General features: G+C 73.1%; 17 protein-coding genes. 10 read left to right on the top strand and 7 right to left on the bottom strand.

Annotated elements, in window-relative coordinates:
* Positions 1 to 83: 83 nt before the first annotated feature.
* Positions 84 to 347 (bottom strand): WhiB family transcriptional regulator, encoded by a 264-nt coding sequence (locus tag ABZ721_RS02195; protein WP_093737255.1) that lies wholly within the window; start codon positions 345 to 347, stop codon positions 84 to 86.
* 669 nt (positions 348 to 1,016) lie between these two features.
* Here ABZ721_RS02195 and ABZ721_RS02190 point away from each other — a divergent pair.
* Genes ABZ721_RS02190 through ABZ721_RS02180 form a run of 3 tightly spaced genes read left to right on the top strand, consistent with a single transcriptional unit; the run spans position 1,017 to position 3,845 of the window.
* A complete protein-coding gene (locus ABZ721_RS02190) occupies positions 1,017 to 1,538 on the top strand; it encodes a cysteine dioxygenase family protein (protein WP_358786609.1) in 522 nt (173 codons plus the stop codon).
* 25 nt (positions 1,539 to 1,563) lie between these two features.
* The gene (gene cofD, locus ABZ721_RS02185; RefSeq protein ID WP_358786608.1) at positions 1,564 to 2,520 is read left to right on the top strand and encodes a 2-phospho-L-lactate transferase; all 957 of its coding nucleotides are present in this window, start codon (positions 1,564 to 1,566) and stop codon (positions 2,518 to 2,520) included.
* Positions 2,517 to 3,845, top strand: a complete 1,329-nt coding sequence (locus tag ABZ721_RS02180; protein WP_358786607.1) for a coenzyme F420-0:L-glutamate ligase — start codon at positions 2,517 to 2,519, stop codon at positions 3,843 to 3,845. Before cofD ends, ABZ721_RS02180 begins: the two co-directional genes overlap by 4 nt.
* Before the next feature lie 36 nt (positions 3,846 to 3,881).
* Here ABZ721_RS02180 and ABZ721_RS02175 read toward each other — a convergent pair whose 3' ends face one another.
* The 3 genes from ABZ721_RS02175 to ABZ721_RS02165 form a co-directional block, all read right to left on the bottom strand.
* On the bottom strand, positions 3,882 to 4,805 hold the full coding sequence (locus ABZ721_RS02175) for a DNA-3-methyladenine glycosylase 2 family protein (RefSeq protein WP_358786606.1): 924 nt from the start codon (positions 4,803 to 4,805) through the stop codon (positions 3,882 to 3,884).
* A gap of 132 nt (positions 4,806 to 4,937) precedes the next feature.
* Positions 4,938 to 6,020, bottom strand: a complete 1,083-nt coding sequence (locus ABZ721_RS02170; RefSeq protein ID WP_358786605.1) for an NDP-sugar synthase — start codon at positions 6,018 to 6,020, stop codon at positions 4,938 to 4,940.
* Positions 6,021 to 6,211: 191 nt separating this feature from the next.
* Complete coding sequence (locus ABZ721_RS02165; protein ID WP_358786604.1) at positions 6,212 to 7,774, bottom strand: peptidoglycan recognition protein; 1,563 nt, start codon at positions 7,772 to 7,774, stop codon at positions 6,212 to 6,214.
* Positions 7,775 to 7,902: 128 nt separating this feature from the next.
* On the opposite strand from ABZ721_RS02165, the gene ABZ721_RS02160 reads away from it, so the two are divergent.
* From ABZ721_RS02160 to ABZ721_RS02140, 5 genes are all read left to right on the top strand, one after another.
* Positions 7,903 to 8,658, top strand: a complete 756-nt coding sequence (locus ABZ721_RS02160) for a TIGR03089 family protein (RefSeq protein WP_358786603.1) — start codon at positions 7,903 to 7,905, stop codon at positions 8,656 to 8,658.
* 305 nt (positions 8,659 to 8,963) lie between these two features.
* Positions 8,964 to 10,205 (top strand): LCP family protein, encoded by a 1,242-nt coding sequence (locus ABZ721_RS02155; RefSeq protein ID WP_358786651.1) that lies wholly within the window; start codon positions 8,964 to 8,966, stop codon positions 10,203 to 10,205.
* A 213-nt stretch (positions 10,206 to 10,418) separates the two neighbouring features.
* The gene (locus ABZ721_RS02150; protein WP_358786602.1) at positions 10,419 to 12,113 is read left to right on the top strand and encodes an LCP family protein; all 1,695 of its coding nucleotides are present in this window, start codon (positions 10,419 to 10,421) and stop codon (positions 12,111 to 12,113) included.
* 17 nt (positions 12,114 to 12,130) lie between these two features.
* The gene (locus ABZ721_RS02145) at positions 12,131 to 13,951 is read left to right on the top strand and encodes an LCP family protein (protein WP_358786601.1); all 1,821 of its coding nucleotides are present in this window, start codon (positions 12,131 to 12,133) and stop codon (positions 13,949 to 13,951) included.
* 5 nt (positions 13,952 to 13,956) lie between these two features.
* Entirely contained in the window at positions 13,957 to 15,726 is a 1,770-nt protein-coding gene (locus tag ABZ721_RS02140; protein ID WP_358786600.1) for an LCP family protein, read from the top strand.
* 63 nt (positions 15,727 to 15,789) lie between these two features.
* On the opposite strand, the gene ABZ721_RS02135 is transcribed toward ABZ721_RS02140, so the two are convergent.
* A complete protein-coding gene (locus tag ABZ721_RS02135) occupies positions 15,790 to 16,821 on the bottom strand; it encodes a glycosyltransferase family 2 protein (RefSeq protein WP_358786599.1) in 1,032 nt (343 codons plus the stop codon).
* A 111-nt stretch (positions 16,822 to 16,932) separates the two neighbouring features.
* Between ABZ721_RS02135 and ABZ721_RS02130 the strand changes: the two genes are divergently transcribed.
* Positions 16,933 to 18,480, top strand: coding sequence for an LCP family protein (locus ABZ721_RS02130; RefSeq protein ID WP_358786598.1), 1,548 nt, complete (start codon positions 16,933 to 16,935; stop codon positions 18,478 to 18,480).
* Between the two features lie 96 nt (positions 18,481 to 18,576).
* Here the strand turns inward: ABZ721_RS02130 and ABZ721_RS02125 are convergent, their stop codons facing one another.
* Both ABZ721_RS02125 and ABZ721_RS02120 read right to left on the bottom strand, forming a co-directional pair.
* On the bottom strand, positions 18,577 to 19,131 hold the full coding sequence (locus tag ABZ721_RS02125; RefSeq protein ID WP_358786597.1) for an acyl-CoA thioesterase: 555 nt from the start codon (positions 19,129 to 19,131) through the stop codon (positions 18,577 to 18,579).
* 86 nt (positions 19,132 to 19,217) lie between these two features.
* Positions 19,218 to 20,459 carry a cytochrome P450 gene (locus tag ABZ721_RS02120; RefSeq protein ID WP_358786596.1) on the bottom strand — a complete coding sequence of 414 codons (1,242 nt, stop codon included), beginning with the start codon at positions 20,457 to 20,459 and terminating at the stop codon, positions 19,218 to 19,220.
* A gap of 271 nt (positions 20,460 to 20,730) precedes the next feature.
* Here ABZ721_RS02120 and ABZ721_RS02115 point away from each other — a divergent pair, with 271 nt between their 5' ends.
* A complete protein-coding gene (locus ABZ721_RS02115; RefSeq protein ID WP_358786595.1) occupies positions 20,731 to 22,365 on the top strand; it encodes a hypothetical protein in 1,635 nt (544 codons plus the stop codon).
* The last annotated feature ends 56 nt before the right edge of the window (positions 22,366 to 22,421 follow it).

Raw genomic sequence — 22,421 nt, 5'->3', positions numbered from 1 at the left:
TCGGTGCCGGGAGGCGGGCCGTGCGAACCCTGTGGAGCGGACGGGGACGGTGCCCGGTCCTGTACGACGCTCGAAGCGACGCCCTAGACAACGCCCTTTTTGAGACGCCGCCGTTCGCGTTCGGACAGTCCGCCCCAGATTCCGAAGCGTTCGTCGTTGGCGAGTGCGTAGTCGAGGCAGTCGGAACGGACTTCACAGGCGAGGCAGACCTTTTTCGCCTCGCGGGTGGATCCGCCCTTTTCGGGGAAGAACGATTCGGGATCGGTCTGCGCACAGAGCGCGCGCTCCTGCCACCCGAGTTCCTCGTCAGCCTCCTCGGCCAGCAGAAGCTGGAACTGCTCGGTCATGCGCGCCCCTCGTCTGTCTTTGCTTCCCCGTGATGTTGCCGTTACCGGTAGCGGCAGAACGACACGAGTGAAATTACAAGTGTGCCGATACGGGCCAGTCAAGCCGAGATCTGCTATTGGGTCCGTTATTCACTCCGCTGAACCAAGGATTGGCAGAAAGTGTGGAAATCATCCCAAACGCCAGCATCTGTCAACCCCGCTCCAGCTGATCCACCGTGATCCACTGCCCACAACTCGTCAGACGCCCCAGCGCCCGGCCGCGTTCCGCCCCGCGGGGCGAAGCGTTGTGGATCACAGTCCGGCCACGGGGTCGCGACGGCGCCCGAAAGAACGACGCTCCCATGTGCGGTTGCTGCGCCACCTATCCGCACATCTCTCCGCACAAACCTTTCACCACCTCGAACAACCGCTTTTGGTGAAAGATTCCCGACATAACGGACAAGAGGTTGACAAGCGGCCCAAGGGCCCGGTCTTCTATACCCATGCCAGCAGTGACCCATGCGCCCGTTCGGACTCGCCGTCGCGAGTCCCACCGCGCTGTGCCGGTCCGCTGTCGTCGTTCCTGTTGTTGCCGCTGAGTCCTGACTCCCGGACCGCCGAGCACGTCTCCGCTCCCGCTCGGTACCGCGTCCGCCGCCCTCCGCAGCTTCCGGCAAGGAACCTCCGCACATGTACAGCGATGTCTCGATCGCCGGCGACCCGCTCGCCCTCCCGCACCTGCTCCCGCCGGTGCCCCAGCACCCCAGCACCGTCGCCGAGTTCGCCGGTCTGGCCCGTACCATCGCGGCCGACCGCGACCGGTGGGAGCCGCTGGTCCGGTACGACGCCACCACGCGCTGGTACGCCCGGCTGCAGACCGGCCCCGGCTACGAGGTGTGGCTGCTCAGCTGGGTCCCCGGGCAGGGCAGCGGGCTGCACGACCACGGCCCCTCCTCCGGCGTGCTCACCGTCCTGCAGGGCGAACTGACCGAGCGCGCGCTGTCCTCCGGCGCGGGCGAGGTGCGGCGCTCCCTGGTGCCGGGCGGCCAGCGCGCCTTCGCGCCCGGCTACCTGCACGAGGTCGTCAACGACTCGCTGGAGCCGGCCGTGAGCCTGCACGTCTACTTCCCCGGCCTCACCGCGATGACCCCGTACCCCGCGTGCACCGCGCCCTCCGCGCAGGAGCCGGCACAGGAGTCCGTGCCGGGCTGACGGACCGGGCTGACAGACTGTCCCCATGCGAATCGTGGTATTGGCCGGAGGCATCGGGGGGGCCCGTTTCCTGCGCGGCCTCAAAGCAGCGGCACCGGATGCGGAGATCACCGTCATCGGCAACACCGGTGACGACATCCACCTGTTCGGGTTGAAGGTCTGTCCCGACCTCGACACCGTCATGTACACCCTCGGCGGCGGCATCCACGAGGAGCAGGGCTGGGGCCGCGCCGACGAGACCTTCGCCGTCAAGGCCGAACTCGCCGCGTACGGCGTGGGCCCCGAGTGGTTCGGGCTCGGCGACCGCGACTTCGCGACCCACATCGTGCGGACCCAGATGATCGGCGCGGGCTATCCGCTCAGCGCGGTCACCGAGGCGCTGTGCGAGCGCTGGCAGCCGGGCGTCCGGCTCATCCCCATGTCGGACGACCGCGTCGAGACGCACGTCCTCGTCGACGTCGACGGCGAGCGCAAGGCCGTGCACTTCCAGGAGTACTGGGTGCGGCTGCACGCCTCCGTCGAGGCGCACGCCGTGGTGCCGGTCGGCGCGGACCAGGCGAAGCCGGCCCCCGGCGTGCTGGAGGCCATCGCCGAGGCGGACGTCATCGTGTTCCCGCCGTCCAACCCCGTCGTCAGCGTCGGCACCATCCTGGCCGTGCCCGGCATCCGCGAGGCCATCGCCGAGGCGGGCGTCCCGGTCGTCGGGCTGTCGCCCATCGTCGGTGACGCGCCGGTGCGCGGCATGGCGGACAAGGTGCTGCAGGCCGTCGGGGTCGAGACGACCGCCGCCGCCGTCGCCGCCCACTACGGCTCCGGGCTGCTCGACGGCTGGCTCGTCGACACGGTCGACGCCGCCGCGGTCGAGGGCATCGAGTCGGCGGGCATCCGCTGCCGGGCGGTGCCGCTGATGATGACCGACCTGGAGGCCACCACCGCCATGGCGCGCGAGGCGCTGGCGCTCGCGGAGGAGGTCCGCGCGTGACGGCTCCGTCCCTCCCGGCGGACGTGCCCGCCCCGTCCTTCCAGGTGCTGGCCGTCTCCGGGATCCCCGAGGTGCGGCCCGGCGACGACCTCGCCAAGCTCATCGCCGCCGCCGACCCCGCGCTCGCGGACGGCGACGTGCTGCTGGTGACGTCGAAGATCGTGAGCAAGGCCGAGGGCCGGATCATCCGGGCGGACGACCGCGAGGCCGCGATCGACGCCGAGATGGTGCGGCTGGTCGCGCGGCGCGGCCCCACCCGGATCGTCGAGACCCGGCACGGCTTCGTGATGGCCGCGGCCGGCGTCGACGCGTCCAACACCGCGCCCGGAACCGTGCTGCTGCTCCCCGAGGACCCCGACGCGTCCGCCCGCGCGATCCGCGCCGGGCTGCGCGCGGCGCTCGGCCTCGACGTCGCGGTCGTCGTCACGGACACCTTCGGACGGCCGTGGCGCGAGGGGCTCACCGACGTCGCCATCGGCGCCGCCGGCCTGCGGGTCCTGGAGGACCTGCGCGGGGGCACCGACTCGCACGGCAACGCCCTGAGCATGACGGTCACGGCCACGGCGGACGAACTCGCCGCGGCCGGCGACCTCGTCAAGGGCAAGGCGGCCGGACTCCCGGTCGCCGTCGTCCGCGGCCTCGGCCACCTGGTGACGGCGGACGACGGCCCCGGCGCGCGCGCCCTCGTGCGGGACGCGGGCGCGGACATGTTCCGGCTCGGCACGTCGGAGGCGGTCCGCGAGGCCGTCGCCGCCCGCCGCACGGTCCGGGAGTTCACCCCCGAGCCGGTGGACGGGGCCGCGGTCCGCCGCGCCGTGGCGCTGGCCGTCACCGCGCCCGCCCCGCACCACACGACGCCCTGGCGGTTCGTCCTGCTGGAGTCCGAGGAGTCCAGGACGCGGCTGCTCGACGCCATGCGCGACGCCTGGGAGGCCGACCTGCGGACCGACGGCTTCCCCGAGGAGAACATCACCCGCCGGCTGCGCCGCGGTGACGTGCTGCGGCGCGCGCCCTATCTGATCGTTCCGTGCCTGGTCGCCGACGGCGCGCACGCCTACCCGGACGCGCGGCGGGCCGCCGCGGAGCGCGAGATGTTCGTCGTCGCCGTCGGCGCCGCCGTGCAGAACCTGCTGGTCGCGCTGGCGGGCGAGCAGCTCGGCTCGGCGTGGGTCTCCTCGACGATGTTCTGCCGCGATGTCGTGCGGGACGTCCTGGGGCTGCCGGACGGGTGGGACCCGATGGGCGCGGTCGCGGTCGGCCACGCCGCGGCTCCGCCGAAGGCCAGGCCGCAGCGGACGGCGGAGGAGTTCCTCACCGTGCTGTAGCGGTGGCGTAGCGGCTGAGCGGCCCGCGCGGGCCGCTCAGATCGCGCTGAAGTTCCGCGGGGAGAAGCGCGGGGCGCGCCTCGGCGGCACCCTGCCGCTCAGCAGGATCAGCCGGGCCGCCCGGTGGCGCTGGCCCTCGTAGGGGGCCAGCAGCTCGCACATCGTGGCGTCGTCGGTGCGGTGCGCTCCGGTGAGGGCGAAGCCGATGATGTTCGGCAGGTGCAGGTCGCCGACGGTCAGCGCGTCCGGCGCCCCGTTGCTGCGCTGCAGCGTCTCGGCGGCCGTCCAGGGGCCGATGCCCGGGATCACCGTCAGCCGGGCGGTCGCCGCCGCCAGGTCCATCGCGGCGGCCTCCTCCATCCGCGCGGCGACCCGCACCGCGCGCAGGATCGTCGACGACCGCTTGTTGTCGACCCCGGCGCTGTGCCACTCCCAGGACGGGATCAGGGACCACTGGCGCGGGGTGGGCATGACGCACATCCCGCCGGCCGGGCCGCCGGTGGCCGGGCCCGGGGCCGGCTCGCCGTGCCGCCGCAGGAGCAGCCGCCAGGCGCGGTACGCCTCGTCGGAGGTGACCTTCTGCTCCAGGATCGCGGGGATCAGCGATTCGAGGACGAGGCCGGTCCTGGTCAGCCGCAGGCCGGGGTTGCGCCGGTGGGCCTCGTGCACGACGCGGTGGCGCGGGACGAACGGCGTCGGATCGTCGTCGGCGCCGAGCAGGCCGGGAAGCGCCTCCAGCAGCCACTGCGCGCCCTCGCCCCAGGCCTCGCCGCGGACGACGCCGTCGACCGCGGAGATCCGCAGGGTGCCGGGGCCCTGCGGGGTGCGGGCCGCCCGCCAGACCGCCCCGTCGGGCGTCACCCGGTACGACGGATCCCCCGGGCCGCGGCCCAGCGGGCCCAGCGTCCGGCGGAGGTCGGGCCGGTCCTCGGGGGTCCAGCTGCGGATACTCGTGCGCACGCGTCCGAGCGTAACCGGCCCCTCGGACAGTCCCCCGCCCGCCGCTGCCGGCCGCCGGGAAGCCCTCCGCTCCTGGTCGGCGGGGAGCCCGCCGTAACCGGGCGGACCCGCCGCTACCGCTCGGACCCGCCGCTACTGGTCGGAGGAGAAGCGGAGCGAGGCCGCCGGGATGCGGGCGGAGCACCAGACGCGGGCGCCGTGCAGCAGCTCGTTGTCCGCGCCGACGGTGGCGCCGTCCCCGATGACCGCGCCGTCCAGCACGGTGCGCGCGCCGATCGTGGCGCCGGTGCCCACGAGGGAGTCGCGGACGACCGCGCCGTCCTCGACGACCGCGCCGTCCAGCACGAGGCTGCCGTCGATCGTGGCGTCGGCACCGATCCGGGCCCCGGCGCCGATACAGGTGCCGCCGGTGAGCTTGGTGCCGTCGCCGACGACCGCGCCCTCCAGGACGAGCCGCTCGCCGCGGCGCCCCGGGACGGCCGGCGAGGGCGCGCGGCCGAGGACGAGGTCGGCGGAGCCGCGGACGAACGCCTGCGGGGTGCCGAGGTCGAGCCAGTACGTGGAGTCGACCATGCCCTGCAGGTGCGCGCCCGCGGCCAGCAGGCCGGGGAACGTCTCCCGCTCGACCGAGACCGGCCGGCCGGCCGGGATGCCGTCGATCACCGAGCGGTTGAACACGTACGCGCCCGCGTTGATCTGGTCGGTGACGATCTCCTCCGGGGTCTGCGGCTTCTCGAGGAAGGCCGTGACGCGCCCGGAGGGGTCGGTGGGGACGAGGCCGAAGGCGCGCGGGTCGGCGACTCTGGTGAGGTGCAGCGAGACATCGGCGCCGGTGGTGCGGTGGTTGTCGACGAGGGCGCGGATGTCGAGGCCGGTCAGGATGTCCCCGTTGAAGATGAGGACGGGCTCGCCGGGTGCCGACGTGAGCCGGGAGGCGACGTTGCGGATGGCGCCGCCCGTGCCGAGCGGCTCGTCCTCGGTGACGTACTCCAGGTGCAGGCCGAGCGCGGAGCCGTCGCCGAAGTGCGGCTCGAAGACCTCCGCGAGGTACGACGTGGCGAGCACGATGTGCTCCACGCCGGCCGCGCGGGCGCGGGCGAGCTGGTGGGTCAGGAACGGCACACCGGCCGCCGGGACCATGGGCTTGGGCGTGTGCACCGTCAGCGGGCGCAGTCTCGTGCCCTTGCCGCCGACCAAGAGGATCGCTTCAGTCACCTGGGTTCGTCTCTGCTTCCTGGTGGGCGGGCCGGTGGGCGGCAATCTTAGGCAGATAAAGGGATGAGCTGACCAATCGCACCGCCGGTCGCCGCGTCACGCGTCCGCTCCCGCCCGCGGCGCGCACGCGTTCCGCGGCCCCGGGACGTGGTGGTCGCCGGGGCCGCGGAGCGGGTGGGGTGGGCGGCCGGTCAGCGGCCCTGCAGAGCGGCGGCCGTCCGGCGGGCGCCGCCCAACTGCGCGTAGAGCTTCTCGCCGGGGCACTCGGTGGCGAAGCCGTCACGGTGCCCGGAGACCGTGTTGAGCTTCACGCTGGAGCCCTTCTTGTAGCGGTTTCCGCCCCCCGACACCAGGTGGGTGGTGCCGGTCGGGTTGCCTCCGTACAGACCGAGCTTCCAGGCGGCGAGCTGCGCCACCGCCTTCACGGCCGCGGCCGGGGCCGAGGCCGAGGTGAAGGTGCCGATCACCGCGACGCCCGCGCTGTCGGTGTTGAAGCCGAGGGTGTGGGCGCCGAAGACCGCCTTGGCGACGCCGCCCGCGCGGCCCTCGTAGATGTTGCCGCACTTGTCGATCAGGAAGTTGTAGCCGATGTCGCGCCAGCCGCTGCTCTCCACGTGGTAGCGGTAGATGCTGCGGATGACGGCGGGCGCGCCCGCGCAGGTGTAGTTGTTCCCGGTCGCGGTGTGGTGGACGAAGAGCACCTTCACCGCCTTGGTGTAGCCGAAGCCCGCCTCGCGCAGCTTCTCGTCGGCGCCCCAGCCGGCCCGGGTGACGATGCGCGGACGCGCGCCGACGTGGGTCGCGCCGCCCGCCTGGGCGGCGGTCTCCGCCTGGCTCAGCTCGGGAAGCTCCAGGACCGGCTGGGCGTCCGGGACGCTGCCCGTCTCCACTTCGCCGCCGTCCAGGATCGGGGTGCCGGGCTCGGTGCCGGGCTCGGTGCCGGGCGCCGTGTCGGGCTCGGTCGCCGGGGTGATGCCGGGTGCCGTGTCGGCCGGGGTGGTCGCAGTGGTGGGAACGGCGGCCGGCGCGCCCGGCGTGAGCGGGGCGGGCAGGATGCTCGGCGGCGCGGCGGGGGCCGCCGGGGCGGCCGGTGCGGCGACCGGGTCGCTCGGGGTGGCGGGCGGAGCGGCGGGCGCGGCCGGTGCAGTCGGGTTCGCCGGGCCGTCCTCACCCGGGTCGACCATCTCCAGGCGCAGCCCGGCGGGCAGCGGCGCCGCCTTGGTACCGGAACCGGGCTTGGAGCCCGGCTTGGAGCCGGCGCGGGACGCGTCGGACGCACCCGGCCGGACGCGGACCTGGACGCCGTCCGCGGCCCCGACCCACAGCGGCGCGGTGGCGCCGCGCCCGGTCCGGGCGCCCGGGTCGGGCGCGTCGTCGGAGTGCGCCTGGACGTCCTGCCAGCCCGACCAGGTGCCGGTGCCGGAGTCGCGGGTGCGGACCTGGACGGTGGCGTCGAGGTCCGCCGCCGGGTCGTTCCAGGTGACGCCGAGCAGCGAGAACGGTGCGACCTGGCGGGCGGACAGGCCCTGCTCGGAGGGGGTGCCGGGCGCACGGTCGGTGCCGTGGGCCGCGGTGGGGGCGACGAGCGACACCAGGGGAAGACTGCGGGTGCTGCCCGGTTGCTGGGAGGTCGTCGGGTGGGCCGGCCGCGCGGAACGGCCGCTGTGTGCGGCGGCGCCCGTGGGTACGGCGAACGGAAGCGCCAGCGCGGCCGTGCACGCGACGCCGATGGTGGTGGCTAGGAATGCACGCATAGGACAGATCGTTACATAAGCCCCATATATGTCCAGTCGACATCTGACGGGCAGTCCGCAGGAACGACCCCTCCCCCTCGCCCGTACGGGCGAGGCCCGCCAACCCGGCGACGGGTAGCCTGAGCCGGGTGACCGCTACCGCCAACACCCCCGCCGGCCTGCTGGATTACGCCCTCCGCACGGAGCCGGCCCGTCCCCTGGTGACGTTCTACGACGACGCCACCGGCGAACGCGTCGAACTCTCCGTGGCCACGTTCGGCAATTGGGTGGCGAAGACCGCCAACCTGATCCAGGACGACCTCGGCGCGCAGCCGGGCGACCGGCTCGCGCTGCTGCTGCCCGCGCACTGGCAGACGGCGGTCTGGGTGCTCGCCTGCTTCTCCACCGGGGTGGTCGTCGTCCCCGGCGGCGATCCGGCCGCGGCCGACCTCGTGGTCAGCGGCCCGGAGACGCTCGACGCCGCTCTCGCCTGCGACGGCGAGCGGGTCGCGCTCGCGCTGCGCCCGCTCGGCGGCCGCTTCCCGCAGCCGCCGGCCGGCTTCGCCGACTACGCGGTCGAGGTGCCCAGCCAGGGCGACCGCTTCGTGCCCTACGCCCCCGTCGGCCCGGACGCACCGGCGCTCCAGCTCCCGGACGGCTCGGTGCTCACGGCCGCCGAGGTCGTCGAGCGGTCCCTGGCGAGCGCGGCCGAGCTGGGCCTGGCCCGTGGCTCCCGGCTGCTCTCCGGGCGCTCCTTCGACGACTGGGACGGGCTGGCCGCCGGGCTGCTGGCACCGCTGGCCGCGGACGGCTCGGTCGTCCTGTGCCGGCACCTCGACCGGCTTCCCGCCGACCAGCTGGCGAAGCGCGAGGAGAGCGAGCGCGTCACCCGTACGGCCCAGTAGTGGGCCTCTCCCCCGGGCCCTTCGTGCCTCCCTGGGGGATGCTGGGTTGATCACTGAACAAGTGGACGAACGATGTCACGCAACCTTGTACGGGAATCGGCTGTCTGAACGGGTGCCGGTCGGGCTTTCCAGCCCGGGGAGTCCGGCACCGAGTGACTCACCGAGGGATGGGCGCAGACGTGGCCACGCAAGGAGGCACGCCCGCCCCGCCGCCGGAACCGCAGGGTGTGTCCCCTGCCGGGAAAGGCGCCGAGGGCGCTGACACCCCGCCCGCCGCACTCGCGGCGCGCAAGGGGCGTCGCTGGCTGCGCCTGGTCTGCGGCGGCACCGCCGTGGTGCTGGTCGTCGGCGCCGGTACCGCCTGGTTCCTGTACAAGCAGCTCGACGGGAACATCAGGACCGACTTCGCGACCGCCAACGAGCTGGAGCGCATCCAGGCGGAGCGGCCCGAGCCGGGTCCGACCTCCACCGAGAACATCCTGCTCATCGGCTCCGACACCCGCGGTGGCAGCGGCAACAGCGAGTACGGCAAGGACAACGGCACCCAGCGCTCGGACACCACGATCCTGCTCCACCTGTCCGGCGACCGCAGCAGCGCCACCGCCGTCAGCATCCCGCGGGACCTGATGGCCCATGTGCCCAGTTGCACGCAGCCGAACGGAACCATGACCCAGGAGAAGTACGTCCAGTTCAACTGGGCCTTCGAGTCCGGTGGGGCGGCCTGCACGATCAGGACCGTCGAGCGGATGACCGGCATCCGCGTCGACCACCACCTGATCGTGGACTTCAGCGGTTTCAAGAAGATGGTCGACGCGGTGGACGGAGTGGAGGTGTGCGTGCCCAAGGCGATCAACGACCCGGAAGCGCACCTGAACCTCCCGGCCGGGAAGCAGACGCTGCTCGGCGAGCGGGCCCTGGGCTACGTGCGGGCCAGGTACAGCATCGGCGACGGCAGCGACACCCAGCGGATGAACCGCCAGCAGGACTTCATGGCCTCGCTGGTGAACAAGATCCGCAGCGACGGCGTGCTGCTCAACCCGACCAAGCTCTACCCGCTGCTCTCGGCGGCGACGTCGTCGCTGACGGCGGACCCGGGGCTGGACTCGCTGGCCGAGCTGTACGAGCTCGTGCGCGGCCTGGAGAACACCCCGACCAGCGCGGTGCGCTTCCTGACCGCGCCGCGCCGGCCGTACCTGAACAACACCGACCGGGACGAGCTCGTCCAGCCGGAGGCCGACCAGCTCTTCGCCGCGCTCCGCGCCGACAAGCCGGTCGGCGTCTCGGGGAAGGTCGACGAGACGCCGAGGCCCGTCGCGAAGGCGACGGCGGCGGGGACTGCGGGGACGGCCGCGCCGACGGCACCGGCGACGTCGCCTGCGGCCGTCGCACCCGCGACCGAACCTGTGAATGTCGAACCCGCGGACGCGGGCGGGGCCGAGGAGGACGGCAAGTCGAGGCGCGTGGCGGGGACTCCGCTGCCGCCGGGGGGTGAACCGACGTTTCCGGGCACGACCGCTGACCAAGACATCTGTGGTAAAGCGCAATAAAAGGTATGGCCAACAGGCCGGTTGGATTGGATGGTTTGTCCAGTTGTAGGGGAGTGGAATTTGTCACGCACGTGACTGGACACTGAAGTGGGGGGCTAGTGTGAGCGATCCGGCCGGACCGGAGGACGGCCAAACCGGCCCGCAATCGAGACCAGAAGATCGAGCGCCCAGGGGGCAGGCGCCGCGTGGCACCGACGGAGGACCCGAGCAACCGTGGACACGCAAGGCCACAAGGACATCGACCCGGCAGACCAGTGGGTCCTTGATCCGGAAACCGGCAGCTACGTGCTGCGGATCGACCCCGACGAGCGTCCGTCACCGAGCGTGCCCGCGCAGGGCGGCAGGCGTGAGCGCCGCGAGCAGCAGGGCGGCCGCTCCGCCCGGACGCCTACCCCCGAAAGCTCCGCGGATGCGTCGAACCGCGCGAGCCGCCGCCGCAAGGCCAAGCCCGGCAAGTCCCGCAAGAAGAAGGTCCTCATCTGGACCTCGGCCTCGCTCGGCTTCGTCCTGGTCGCCGGCTCGATCGGCGGCTACCTGGTCTACCAGCACTTCAACAACAACATCTCCACGGTCGACGTCGGGGACGCGGGCAACAAGAACGTCACCGCGGACGGTCCGGTGAACATCCTCGTGATCGGCACCGACAGCCGTGAGGGGCTCGGCAAGGAGTACGGCGACGCGGGCAGCGTCGGCCACGCCGACACCACGATCCTGTTCCACGTCTCCAAGGACCGCACCAACGCGACCGCGTTGAGCATCCCGCGCGACCTGGTGACCGACATCCCGGACTGCCCGACGAAGCAGAAGGACGGCTCGACGAAGGTCGTGCCCGGCGAGCAGAACGTCCGCTTCAACACCAGCCTCGGCCAGGCGGGCCGCGACCCCGGGTGCACGATGCGCGCGGTGAAGGCGCTCACCGGGGTGAGCGTGGACCACTTCATGATGGCGAACTTCACCGCCGTCAAGGACCTGTCGAGCGCGGTCGGCGGCGTCGACATCTGCCTGGCCAAGCCGATCAACGACCCCAAGTCGCACCTGAACCTCGGCAAGGGCCACCACAAGGTCTCCGGCGACGACGCGCTCGCGTTCGTCCGGACCCGGCACGCGGTCGGCTTCGGCGGCGACCTGGACCGCATCAAGCTCCAGCAGCAGTTCCTGGGCTCGATGATCCGCCAGATGAAGTCCGGCGACACCCTCACCAGCCCCGGCAAGCTGTGGAAGCTGGCGAACGCGGCCACCAAGGCGCTCACCGTCGACAGCGCCATCGGCAGCATCTCGAAGCTGTCGGACCTGGCGAAGGACCTCAGCGCGGTCGACACCAAGAACATCACCTTCGCCACCGTCCCGGTCATCGACAACCCGGCGGACGGCAAGATCCACAAGACCGTCATCCTCACCCCGGGCAAGGCCCAGCAGGTCTTCTCGATGGTGCGGAGCGACATCTCGCTCACCGCGGTGACGAAGAAGCCCGGTGCGCCGGCCGCTTCGGGGACCCCGGCGCCGGACAAGCTCGCCGGCACCAAGGCACCCGCGTCACAGGTTCGCGTCAAGGTGTTCAACGGGAGTGGCAAGACCGGGGCCGCTCAGGCCACCATCGTCTGGCTGCAGAACAACAAGGCCGTCAACCGCTCCAGCAACGGCGGCAACGCCCCGGCCGGAACGGTCGCGACGACCACGCTCGCCTACGCGCCGAACCAGGCCGACCAGGCACGCGCCCTCGCCGCGATGATGGGGCTGCCGGCGTCCGCGCTGCAGCCGGGGACCGTGGACGCGGCGGCCAAGGCGAACATGACGCTCACCCTTGGCAAGGACTTCCAGGGAGCGGGCACACCGATAGCCGCGCCGACCACGGCGCCGGAGGGAATTCAGAAGGTCGTGGCGGACGACAAGAGCGTCTGCGCGAAATGACCTATCCAGGGGGGGCCATGCGGGACAGCGGTGTACGGGGCGGTGGGGCCCGAGATGCCTCGGAGCCGGGTGATCCGGGTTGGGACGAGAGTCTGTACCAGGACCGGGAGCCGGGCGGGGGCCCGCACGGGGGCCAGGGATGGGACGGGTCCGGTGACGGCGCCGCCTCCCGTACGGGCTCCCACGCGAGCCCCGGCGCGGGCACGGTGACGGGCGCGGTCACGGACCCCTCGCTGGTCGGCACCGGCACGCCCACGGTGCCCGGGCAGCGCGGCGGCGGCGCCCGCGGGAGCGGGGGCCACCGCCGCGCGGGCAGCCGGCGGCAGCCGCGCAGCAGGAAGAGCCGGATATTCCGCTGGGTGGCGGGCTCGCTCTCGCTGCTCATCCTCGCCGGCGCCGGCGCGGGCTACGCGTACTACGAGTACCTCGCCGGGAAGATCCGCACCGGTGACCTGAACAGCGGCAAGAGCGACGTGGCGCCGCCCAAGGCGAACGCGAACGGCGACACCCCGCTCAACGTCCTGGTGCTCGGCTCCGACGCCCGCAACTCCGAGGCGAACAAGGACCTGGGCGGGGCCCGCGACACGGCGGGCGAGCCGCCGCGCGCCGACGTCATCATGCTGATGCACATCTCCGCGGACCGCAGCAACATGTCCGTGGTCAGCATCCCGCGCGACACCCGCATGCCGATCCCGGAGTGCACGGACTCCGAGACCGGCAAGGTCTACAAGGCGACCGAGCGCGACATCATCAACGAGTCGCTGGGCCGCGGCGGCGCGGGGTGCACCCGCGCGGCGATCCAGAACCTGACCGGTGTCTACATCGACCACTGGATGACCGTCGACTTCGCCGGCGTGGTGAAGATGGCCGACGCCGTCGGCGACGTCGAGGTCTGCGTCAACCAGAACATCTGGGACCGCTCGACGCCGGCGCAGAAGGGCGGCTCCGGGCTGAAGATGAAGGCGGGCACCTGGCCGGTCAAGGGCGAGCAGGCGCTGCAGTGGCTGCGCACCCGGCACGCCTTCGGCGACGACGCCGGGCGCGCCAAGGCCCAGCACATGTACCTCAACTCGATGATGCGCCGGCTGCAGAGCCAGAGCCTGTTCACCAACCCGAGCCGGCTGAACAACCTGGCGACGAAGGCGATGGAGGCGTTCCGGGTCTCGAAGGAGATCGGGACGCCGAAGAAGCTCTACGACCTCGGCATGGAGCTCAAGAGCGTGCCGGCGAACCGCATCACGATGATGACGATGCCGCACCTCGCCGACCCGCAGAACCCCGACGCGCACTACATACCGTCCCCGGCGGACGCGGGGAAGGTCTGGACGCTGCTGCGCAACGACGTCGCCATGGACTCCAACGGCACGGCGGCGAACACGCCGAAGCCCACGCCGACCAAGGCGGGGCCGCCCGCCGCGGCACCGGCGAGCATCGCGGTCAGCGTCGTGAACGGCACCGCGGGCGACAAGAACGGCCAGGCCGTCGGCAACCGCGCGTCCGCCGTCTCCAAGGCGCTGACCACCGCCGGCTTCACCAGGTCGAAGGCCAGCCAGTCCGCGAAGCCCAGCAAGGGCACCCTCGTCAACTACCCGACGAGCGCCGGTGAGCAGGGCCGGGCCGACGCCCTGTCCGTCGCCGCCGCCCTGAAGATCCCGGCCTCCTCGGTCAAGGCGGCGGACGGGTCCGGCATCACCGTGGTCATCGGTGCGGACTGGACCACGGGCACCGACTACGGGAAGACGGCGCCGAGCGCCGGTTCCGTGCCGACCACGGCGGACGCCCTGAACGGCACGGAAAAGAAGTGCATGGACGTGTACAAGCCCTACCAGTGGAAGTAGAGGACGTGGAGCACCGGCGAAACAGGGGTCAGGCGCCGCGCGAGGACGTTCCCGCGCGGAACCGCTCCGCCGAGCACGGCTGGGACGACAGCCTGTACGGAGCGGACCCCGACGGGTCCGGTGCGAGCGCAGAAACGTCTCGGCACCCTTCCGGCAGCGGCTCCGACGGCGGCTCCGGCGGCGGCTCGGGCCACCGCCGGGCCGGGTCCCGGTCCCAGGCGCAGGCCCAGTCCCGCTCCCGGTCCCGCAAGGCGCCGAAGAGCCGCAGGCGGCGGACGCTGCGCTGGATCGGGATCGGCACCGCCGTGGCGGTCCTCGGCACGGCGGGCGCGGGCTGGGCGTACTACGAGCACCTGAACGCGAACATCAAGAAGGACGAGCTCAACCTCAGCGACGCCAAGCTCTCCAAGCCGCAGGCCAACGCCGAGGGCCAGACGCCGCTCAACATCCTGCTGATGGGCTCCGACAGCCGGAACTCGGACGAGAACGTCAAGCTCGGCGGCGCGAAGGACACCCGCGGCGAGAAGCCCCGCGCCGACGTCCAGATGCTGCTGCACCTGTCGGCCGACCGCACCAACATGACGGTCGTCAGCATCCCGCGCGACACCCGGGTGACCATCCCCAAGTGCACCGACCCGCACGACGGCACGGTCTACAAGAAGTCCGAGGACATCATCAACGCCAGCCTCACCCACGGGGGCCCCGGCTGCACGGTCGCCACCTGGGAGGAGATGACGGGCATCTCCATCGACCACTTCATGATGGTCGACTTCGCCGGGGTGGTGAAGATGGCCGACGCCATCGGCGGCGTCCCGGTCTGCGTCGACAAGAACATCTACGACAAGCAGTCGGGGCTCAAGCTCAGGGCCGGCACCACGACCATCAAGGACGAGCAGGCCCTGCAGTGGCTGCGCACCCGGCACGGCTTCGAGGACGGCACCGACCTCGGCCGCACCCACGCGCAGCACATGTACATGAACTCGATGATCCGCGAGCTCAAGAAGGGCGCGAAGCTCACCGACCCCGGGCAGCTCACCGGCCTCGCCGAGGCGGCGACCAGGTCGGTCACCGTCGACACCGGCCTCGGCACCGTCAAGAAGCTGTACGACCTGGGCAACGAGCTGAAGAAGGTGCCCGCCAACCGGATCACCATGACCACGATGCCGTGGGACTGGGACCCCAGGAACAAGGCGCACGTCATCCCGAAGCCCGGTGACGCCGCCAAGCTCTTCGCGCTGGTGCGCGCGGACAACCCCGTCGACGGCAAGGCCAAGGGGCCGACGCCCGGGGCCGCGGCCACCGTGAGCGCCGCACCGACGGACCCGGCGGCGCCCAAGGGCGAGATCGCCGTCACCGTGCGGAACGGCACCGCCACCGCGTCCCAGGCGGCGGTGAGCGGCCGCGCCAAGACCGTCGTGAGCCGGCTCAGCGGCCTCGGCTTCACCCGGGCCGCGCCCGACACCACCCCGCAGCCGCAGGCCGACACCACGGTCAGCTACCCGAGCGACTCCCTCAAGGGCGACGCCCAGGCGGTGGCCAAGGCGCTGGGCCTGCCGGACAGCGCGGTGCGCAGCTCCAAGAGCGTGACCGGCGTGACGGTGGTCGTCGGCTCCGACTGGCGCTCGGGGACCACCTATCCGAAGTCCGCGGGCGGCTCCGGCGGTTCGTCGGGAGCGCCGGAGAAGGCGCCGTCCAGCTCGTCCGCGCTCAACGGCGCCGACGAGTCGGCGTGCATGAAGGTGAACACCTATCCGGGCGCCCACTACGTCTGGTGACGCCCGCGGAGCCCACGCGGCCCGCCGGCCGGGACCTCGGTGGTCCCGGCCGGCGGGGCGGGCTCAGACCGCGGTCGTCGTCACGCTGGGACGGCGGCTGGCGATGACCTTGTTCGCCAGCGAGCGCGGGCTGGTGAGGAAGCCCCAGCCCCAGCACATGTGCATGGTCGCGAGCGCGACCGGGATCCGTACCCGGGCGGCGAGCGGCAGGCCCTTGCCCGCAGGGACCGACCCGATCCCGATGGCGGCGAGGTACCCGGCCGGGACCACGAAGCCGAACGGGGTGACGGCCGCGCCGACCACGACGCCCGCCGCGATGGCGATGACCGCCGCCGGGGGCGCGAGGTAGCGAACGTTGACGGAGCCGCGGTGGTAGCGGGCGACGACGTGGCGCCAGCGGCCGTAGTTCTTGTACTGCTTCGCCAGCTCGCGCACGTTCGGCCGGGGCCGGTAGGAGACGCGCAGCTCCGGCGAGAACCAGATGAGGTGGCCGGCCTCGCGGATCCGGTAGTTCAGCTCCCAGTCCTGGGCGCGGATGAACTCCTCGTTGTAGCCGCCCGCCTGCTCCAGCACCTCGCGGCGGAAGACGCCGAGGTAGACGGTGTCGGCCGGGGCCGCGACACCGCCGGTGTGGAAGGCCGCGTTGCCGACGCCGACCTTGGAGGTCATGGCGGCGGCCACCGCGTCCTCCCAGGCGTTCTCGCCCTCGGCGTGCATGATGCCGCCGACGTTGCCCGCGCCGGTCTCGGCCAGCAGCCGGACGGCGGTGGCGATGTAGTCGGGCGAGAGCATCCCGTGCCCGTCGACCCGGACCACGATCGGGTGCCGGGACGCCTTGATCGCGGCGTTCAGCGCCGCGGGCGTACGGCCGGTCGGGTTGGGCACGGTGTGGACCCGGGGGTCCTCCGCGACCAGTTCGGCGGCGATCTCGTCCGTGCGGTCCGCGGAGGGGCCGAGCGCGATGACGACCTCCAGCTCACCTGGGTACTCCTGCTCCAGGATGTGCCGTACGGAGTCGCGCAGATGACGTTCCTCGTTGAGCACCGGCATGATCACGGAGACAGCGGGGGCGGTGGGGTCGTTGGCAGCGTTCATCGCGGGAAACGTTACCGCGAATGGGGGACACCGGCGCGTACGCAGCTTTGATGACTGTCCGATTTGTCTACTCTGATCAGGTCCCTTGTCTCCCCGCGGAGGTGCGCCCCGATGACGGTTCCGCCCGCTCGACCGCCCGCCACCCCACCGCGCAGGCCCCGGCCCCCGATCGGCTCCGACCGGCGCGCGGGCGGGCGGCCCGGACCGCGCTCCGGCAAGCGGCCCGCCGGGCCGGACGCCCGGCGGCCGGTGCGCTGGAGCACCCGGATCGCCGGCGGGCTGGCCCTGGCGATCATCACGACCAGCGGGGTGGGCCACGCCGTGGTCAGCGGGGTGGGCGACGACATCGGCCGGGTGGACGCGTTCGGCGGGATGCACGACCGCCCCGGCAGGTCCACGGGGGTCAACTTCCTGCTGGTCGGCACCGACGGGCGCGACGGGCTGGATCGGGACGACAAGGAGCGGTACCACCTCGGCGGAGCGCCCTGCCACTGCACCGACACGATCATGCTGGTGCACCTGTCGGCGGACCGCTCCCGGGTGAGCGTCGTCAGCATCCCGCGCGACAGCTACGTCATGCTGCCGCCGCACGACGAGGCGTTCAGCGGCGCCAAGCACGTCAGCCACCCCGCGAAGATCAACGCGGCCTACGCGGACGGCGGTCCGCGGCTGACGGTCGCCACCGTCGAGCAGCTGACCGGGGTGCACATCGACCACTACCTGGAGGTCGACTTCACCAGCTTCATGAAGACGGTGGACGTCGTCGGCGGCGTCCAGGTCTGCACGGTGCGCCCGCTGAAGGACTCGTACACCGGCCTCGACCTGCCGGTCGGCGCCTCGACGCTGAACGGCGGCCAGGCCCTGCAGTACGTCCGCTCCCGGCACCTCGACGGCGCGTCCGACCTGGGCCGGATGCAGCGCCAGCAGCGCTTCCTCGCGGAGCTGATCCACAAGATCACCGGTGGCGGGCTGCTCACCGACCCGCTGAAGCTCAGCCGGATCGCCTCCACCGTGCTCGGGTCGGTCCGCGCCGACCAGGACCTCACGCCACGGGACCTGATCGCGCTCGCCCAGGGCCTGCGCGGCTTCTCGCCCAAGTCGTCGGAGTTCACCTCGGTGCCGATCGGCGACATGGGCTACCAGGTCAAGGGCGTCGGCTCGACGGTGAAGTGGGACGACGCCAAGGCCGGCAGGCTCTGGACGGCGATCCGCGCGGACCAGCCGCTGGCCGTCCGCACCCCGGCCGCCCCGGCGACGGCCGCCAAGCGGCCCCAGCGGCAGGTAGCGGTGGACGTCGACCCGCGGTCGGTACGGGTGCAGGTCGACAACGGGACGTCCGTCACGGGCCTCGGCGGCCGGGTGGACAGGGCGCTGCGCGCCACCGGCTTCGCGACCACCGGCACCCCCGCCAACGCGTCCGCGCACAACGCGACGCACACCGTCATCCGCTTCGACCCGCGGTGGGACCGCTCGGCGAAGTCCCTGGCGGCGGCCCTGCCGGGCGCGGAGCTGGTGCAGGTGCCCGGGCAGGGGCCGCTGATGAAGGTGACCGTCGGCGCCGGGTTCAAGGGCGTCACGCCGATCCGGGCGCAGGACCCGGCACCGGCGGTGAGCAACGGTGCGGGGGCGGTGACCGGCGACCAGGTGGTGTGCCCGTAGGCCCTGGACCGGCCCGGGACCGTCACCGGGCGGGCTCGGTCTTCGGCAGGGCTCAGTCGTGGGCGCGCTCGGTCTTCGGCCGTGCGGGGGCCGTGCTCAGTCGTCGAAGCCCTCGGCGGCGCGCTTCTCGCGCAGCTCCTTGATGGCCTCGCGCCGGGCGAGCCGGTGCATGCGGCGGATCTGGGCCTCCTGGTAGCGCCGCTTGTCCGTCTCGGTCTCCGGGATCACCGGCGGGACCGGCCGCGTCCTGCCGTTCTCGTCGACGGCGGCGAACACCAGGTAGGCGCTGCCGACCTGGGTCGCGGGAGTGGACTCGTTCCACCGCTCGGCCATGACGCGCACGCCGATCTCCATGGAGGAGCGCCCGGTCCAGTTGCACTGCGCGCGCACGTGGACGAGGTCGCCGACCCGCACCGGCTCCAGGAAGACCATCTCGTCCATCGACGCGGTGACCGCCGGGCCGCCCGAGTGCCGTCCGGCGACGGCACCCGCCGCGTCGTCGACGAGTTTCATGATCACGCCACCGTGGACGGTGCCGAGCAGGTTGGTGTCGTGCGCCGTCATGATGTGCGACAGCGTCGTGCGGGCTGCCGCGGTCGGCTTGCCCGGGAGCTCGGCCTCCGGGGTGCCGGCGGCAAGATCGGTGGTCATGCCTCCACCATAAGCCGGGCCCCGCACCCGCTCCTCCCCGGCACGGCTCCCCCGGTCGCCCGGCCGGTCGCCGGCCGGGCACGCGGTCAGCGGAGCGGTGCCGTCAGCCGCACGGGGAGCTCGCGCAGGCTGTTGACCAGGATCGACGGGGTGTTCTCCAGTTTCTCCTCGGGCACCGCCAGGCTGAGGCCGGGGAACCGTTCGAAGAGCGCGGGCAGCGCGACCAGCGCCTCCAGCCGGGCGAGGGGCGCGCCGGGGCAGACGTGCGGGCCGTAGCCGAACGACAGGTGCCGGGCGGCCTCGCGGGTGATGTCGAACTCCTCCGCCGTCGGCCCGTGCTGCTCCTCGTCCCGGCCGATGGCGCCGTAGGAGATCATCACCGCGTCGCCCTCCCTGATGACCACGTCGCCCGCCGGGATGTCCTCGGTGGCGTAGCGGAAGAGGAAGTTGGTGGTCGGCGGCGACCAGCGCAGCGTCTCCTCGACCACCGCTGCCCAGGAGGCGTCCCCCGAGCGCACCCGCGCCAGCTGGTCCGGGTGGGTGAGCAGCCCGCGGACGGCGCTGACCATCAGGTTGATGGTGGTCTCGTGACCTGCGGCGATCATCACCAGCAGGGTGCCGACCAGCTCCTCGTCGGACAGCCGGTCGCCACCCTCGGTGGCGGCGAGCAGCGCGCTGGTGAGGTCGTCGCCCGGCCGCAGCTTCTTCTCCGCCACGACGCCCGCGAAGAACGCGAACAGCTCGCCCATCGCCGCCCGCACCTCGTCGGCGCGGCTGACGCTGCTGAAGAAGGTGTCGTACAGCGCGCGCAGCCGGGTGTCCGCGGCGGCGTCGACGCCCATCAACTCGCTGATGACGCGCATCGGCAGCTTGAACGCGAACACGGACTTGAAGTCGACGACGGCACCGTCCGCGCCCGCCGCCTCCAGCTCGTCGAGGATCGAGCGGGTGATCTCCTCGATCCGCGGCCGCAGCCGCTCCATCCGGCGCGGGGTGAGCGCCTGCGCGGTGAGCAGGCGCTGCCGCTTGTGCTCCTCGCCGTCGGCGGTGACCATGCTGGTGCCGGGGGCCACGAGGCCGATCAGCGGCCACGTGGAGGGGATCTCGCCGCGCGTCCAGGCGCCCCAGCGGTTGATGTCCTTCACCAGGCGCGGGTCGGTGAGCAGCCGGCGGGCCTCGGCGTGCCGCGTGACGGCCCAGCACGCGACGCCGCCCGGCACCTCGATCTCGACCACGGGCCCGGCCTCGCGCAGCCGGGCGCCCTCTCCCACAAGATCGCGTACGAGGGGGTCGAGAGTGATGCGACCGTGGTCGACAGGGCAGGTCATGATGGCCTCCAAGGGGATAACAGAAGCTGACCGTTCCGGCCGCCCTCTTGTCAATGACCGTTCGCCGCACGGCAATTGGAGTCACCGACTTGTAATGCTCCGAGCCTCGTGACAGCGGGGTGCCGGGGCCCGGACCGGGGCCCCACGGCACGCCCGGAGTCCCCGTGCGGCACCGCCGTGACACCACCCCGCCAACAAACGTTCACAGTCGGACATTTGGCGGCGCTACAGTGCGGCAACCGAAAGCCGAGGACGGGGAGGGGGACAGCACATGCCGCGGAACCGCGCGGTGACCGGCGGGGAGCAGGCCCTGGGCCACCCGTTGAGCTGGATACGCGCGGAGCGCGGCTGGACGTACCAGGACGTGGTGGACATCGTGGCCCGCCGGGTCGGCAACATGTCCGCGCGCCGCGAGAAAGCCTGGCGCTGGGAGCACCGGGGCGTCGTCCCCGACCTGGAGACGCAGCAGGCCCTCGCGAGCGAACTCGGCGTCCCGCAAGCCGTGTTGTCCGCCTCCCCGTGGCCCGGCTGGCTGCCGGTGGGCGACCGTACGACGGCGCGCGTCGCCTGGACGCCGCAGGACTGCGTGGCCGCGCTCGACGCGACGGCCGGCGCCGCGCTGCACGACCGGCGCGGGTTCGTGGTCACGGCCCCGGGCAGCGCCGCGGCGGCGGCGCAGCGGTGGCTCGCGCTCGCGCCCCTGGCGTGGCCCGACCCGGCGACGGTTCCGGCGCCCGCCTCTCTGCTGACACCCGTCCCGGGACCGGCGCCGGAAGTCGCGCCGGGACCCGAGCCAGGACCCGCCCCAGGACACACCTCGGGACCCGCGCCAGGACCCGTCCCCCTGCCTGTCGCCCTGCCCGTCTCCCTGCCGGCGCAGCGCACGGGCCCGTCCGCGGTGCTCGACGCTCCCTCCGACCCCGGCGTACCGTCCGTGCGGCCGGCCGTCCTCGCGGCCCTGGAGGAGCGGGTGCCGGCGCTGCGCAGGATGGAGGCCGCGCTCGGCGGCGGACCGGTCCGCGCGGTGGCCGACGCCGAGCTGCGCCTCGTCACCGACCTGCTGGCCAGGGGCCCGGCCGCGCGGCCGGGGCCGGCCGCCGCCGAGCCGCCCGTGCGCCGGCTGTTCGCGCTCGCGGGCGAGCTGGCGCACCTGGCGGGACGCGCCTGCCACGACACCGGCCACGAAGCGGCCGCCGAGCGGTACTGGACCGCGGCCCTGTCGGCCGCGCACGCGGCCGGGGACCGGGAACTCGGGGCCCGGGTCCTCGCCGCCGTCAGCCTCCAGTGCCTGGGCGCCGGGCGCCCGCAGGAGGCACTGACCGTCGCGCGGGCCGCCCGCGCGGGCCTGGCCAGGGAGGCCGCGGGAGACGGCCGCACCACCTCCCCGGCCGCACCCCCGCTCACCACCGGCGACGCTCCCGTCTCCGTGCGTCACTCCTCGGCGCTGCTCGTGGCCCGGCAGGCACGGGCGCACGCCGTGCTGGGGCAGGCCGACGTCAGCAGGCGGCTGCTCGCCGCAGCCGGCGCCGTCCTGACGCCCGACGCGCGGGGCAGCGCCGACCACCGGGCCGACTACTGCGCGGAGGCCGCGGCCTGCGAGCTGGCGCTCGGCCGGGCCGCCGCGGCCGACCACTGGCTCCGCCGGACCCTGGCCGCGCTGCCCGAGGGCCGGGCCCGCGACCGGGCCGGCACGCTGGTCCTGCGGGCCGCGGCCGCGCTCGACCAGGGAGCCGTGGAACGGGCCCGCACCCTGGCCGCCGAGGCCGGACGGGCCGTCGAGGGCGTCGACTCCCCCCGGGTGCACCGGGCCCTGGAGGCGCTCTGGGAGCGGCTGCACGGCCGTCCCGAGCGCCATGGAGGCGGCCGGGAGACCCCCGGCAGGGACCTCGCGATGACCGCGCTGTGACATCCGCGGCGAAATGCATCGGGTCTGCCACAGAACCGTCGGCGATTGCCGGTACC

This window comes from Streptomyces sp. NPDC006733 (genome assembly GCF_040636125.1).
Lineage (GTDB): Bacteria > Actinomycetota > Actinomycetes > Streptomycetales > Streptomycetaceae > Actinacidiphila.
This window is presented reverse-complemented; position numbering and strand designations above follow the sequence as displayed.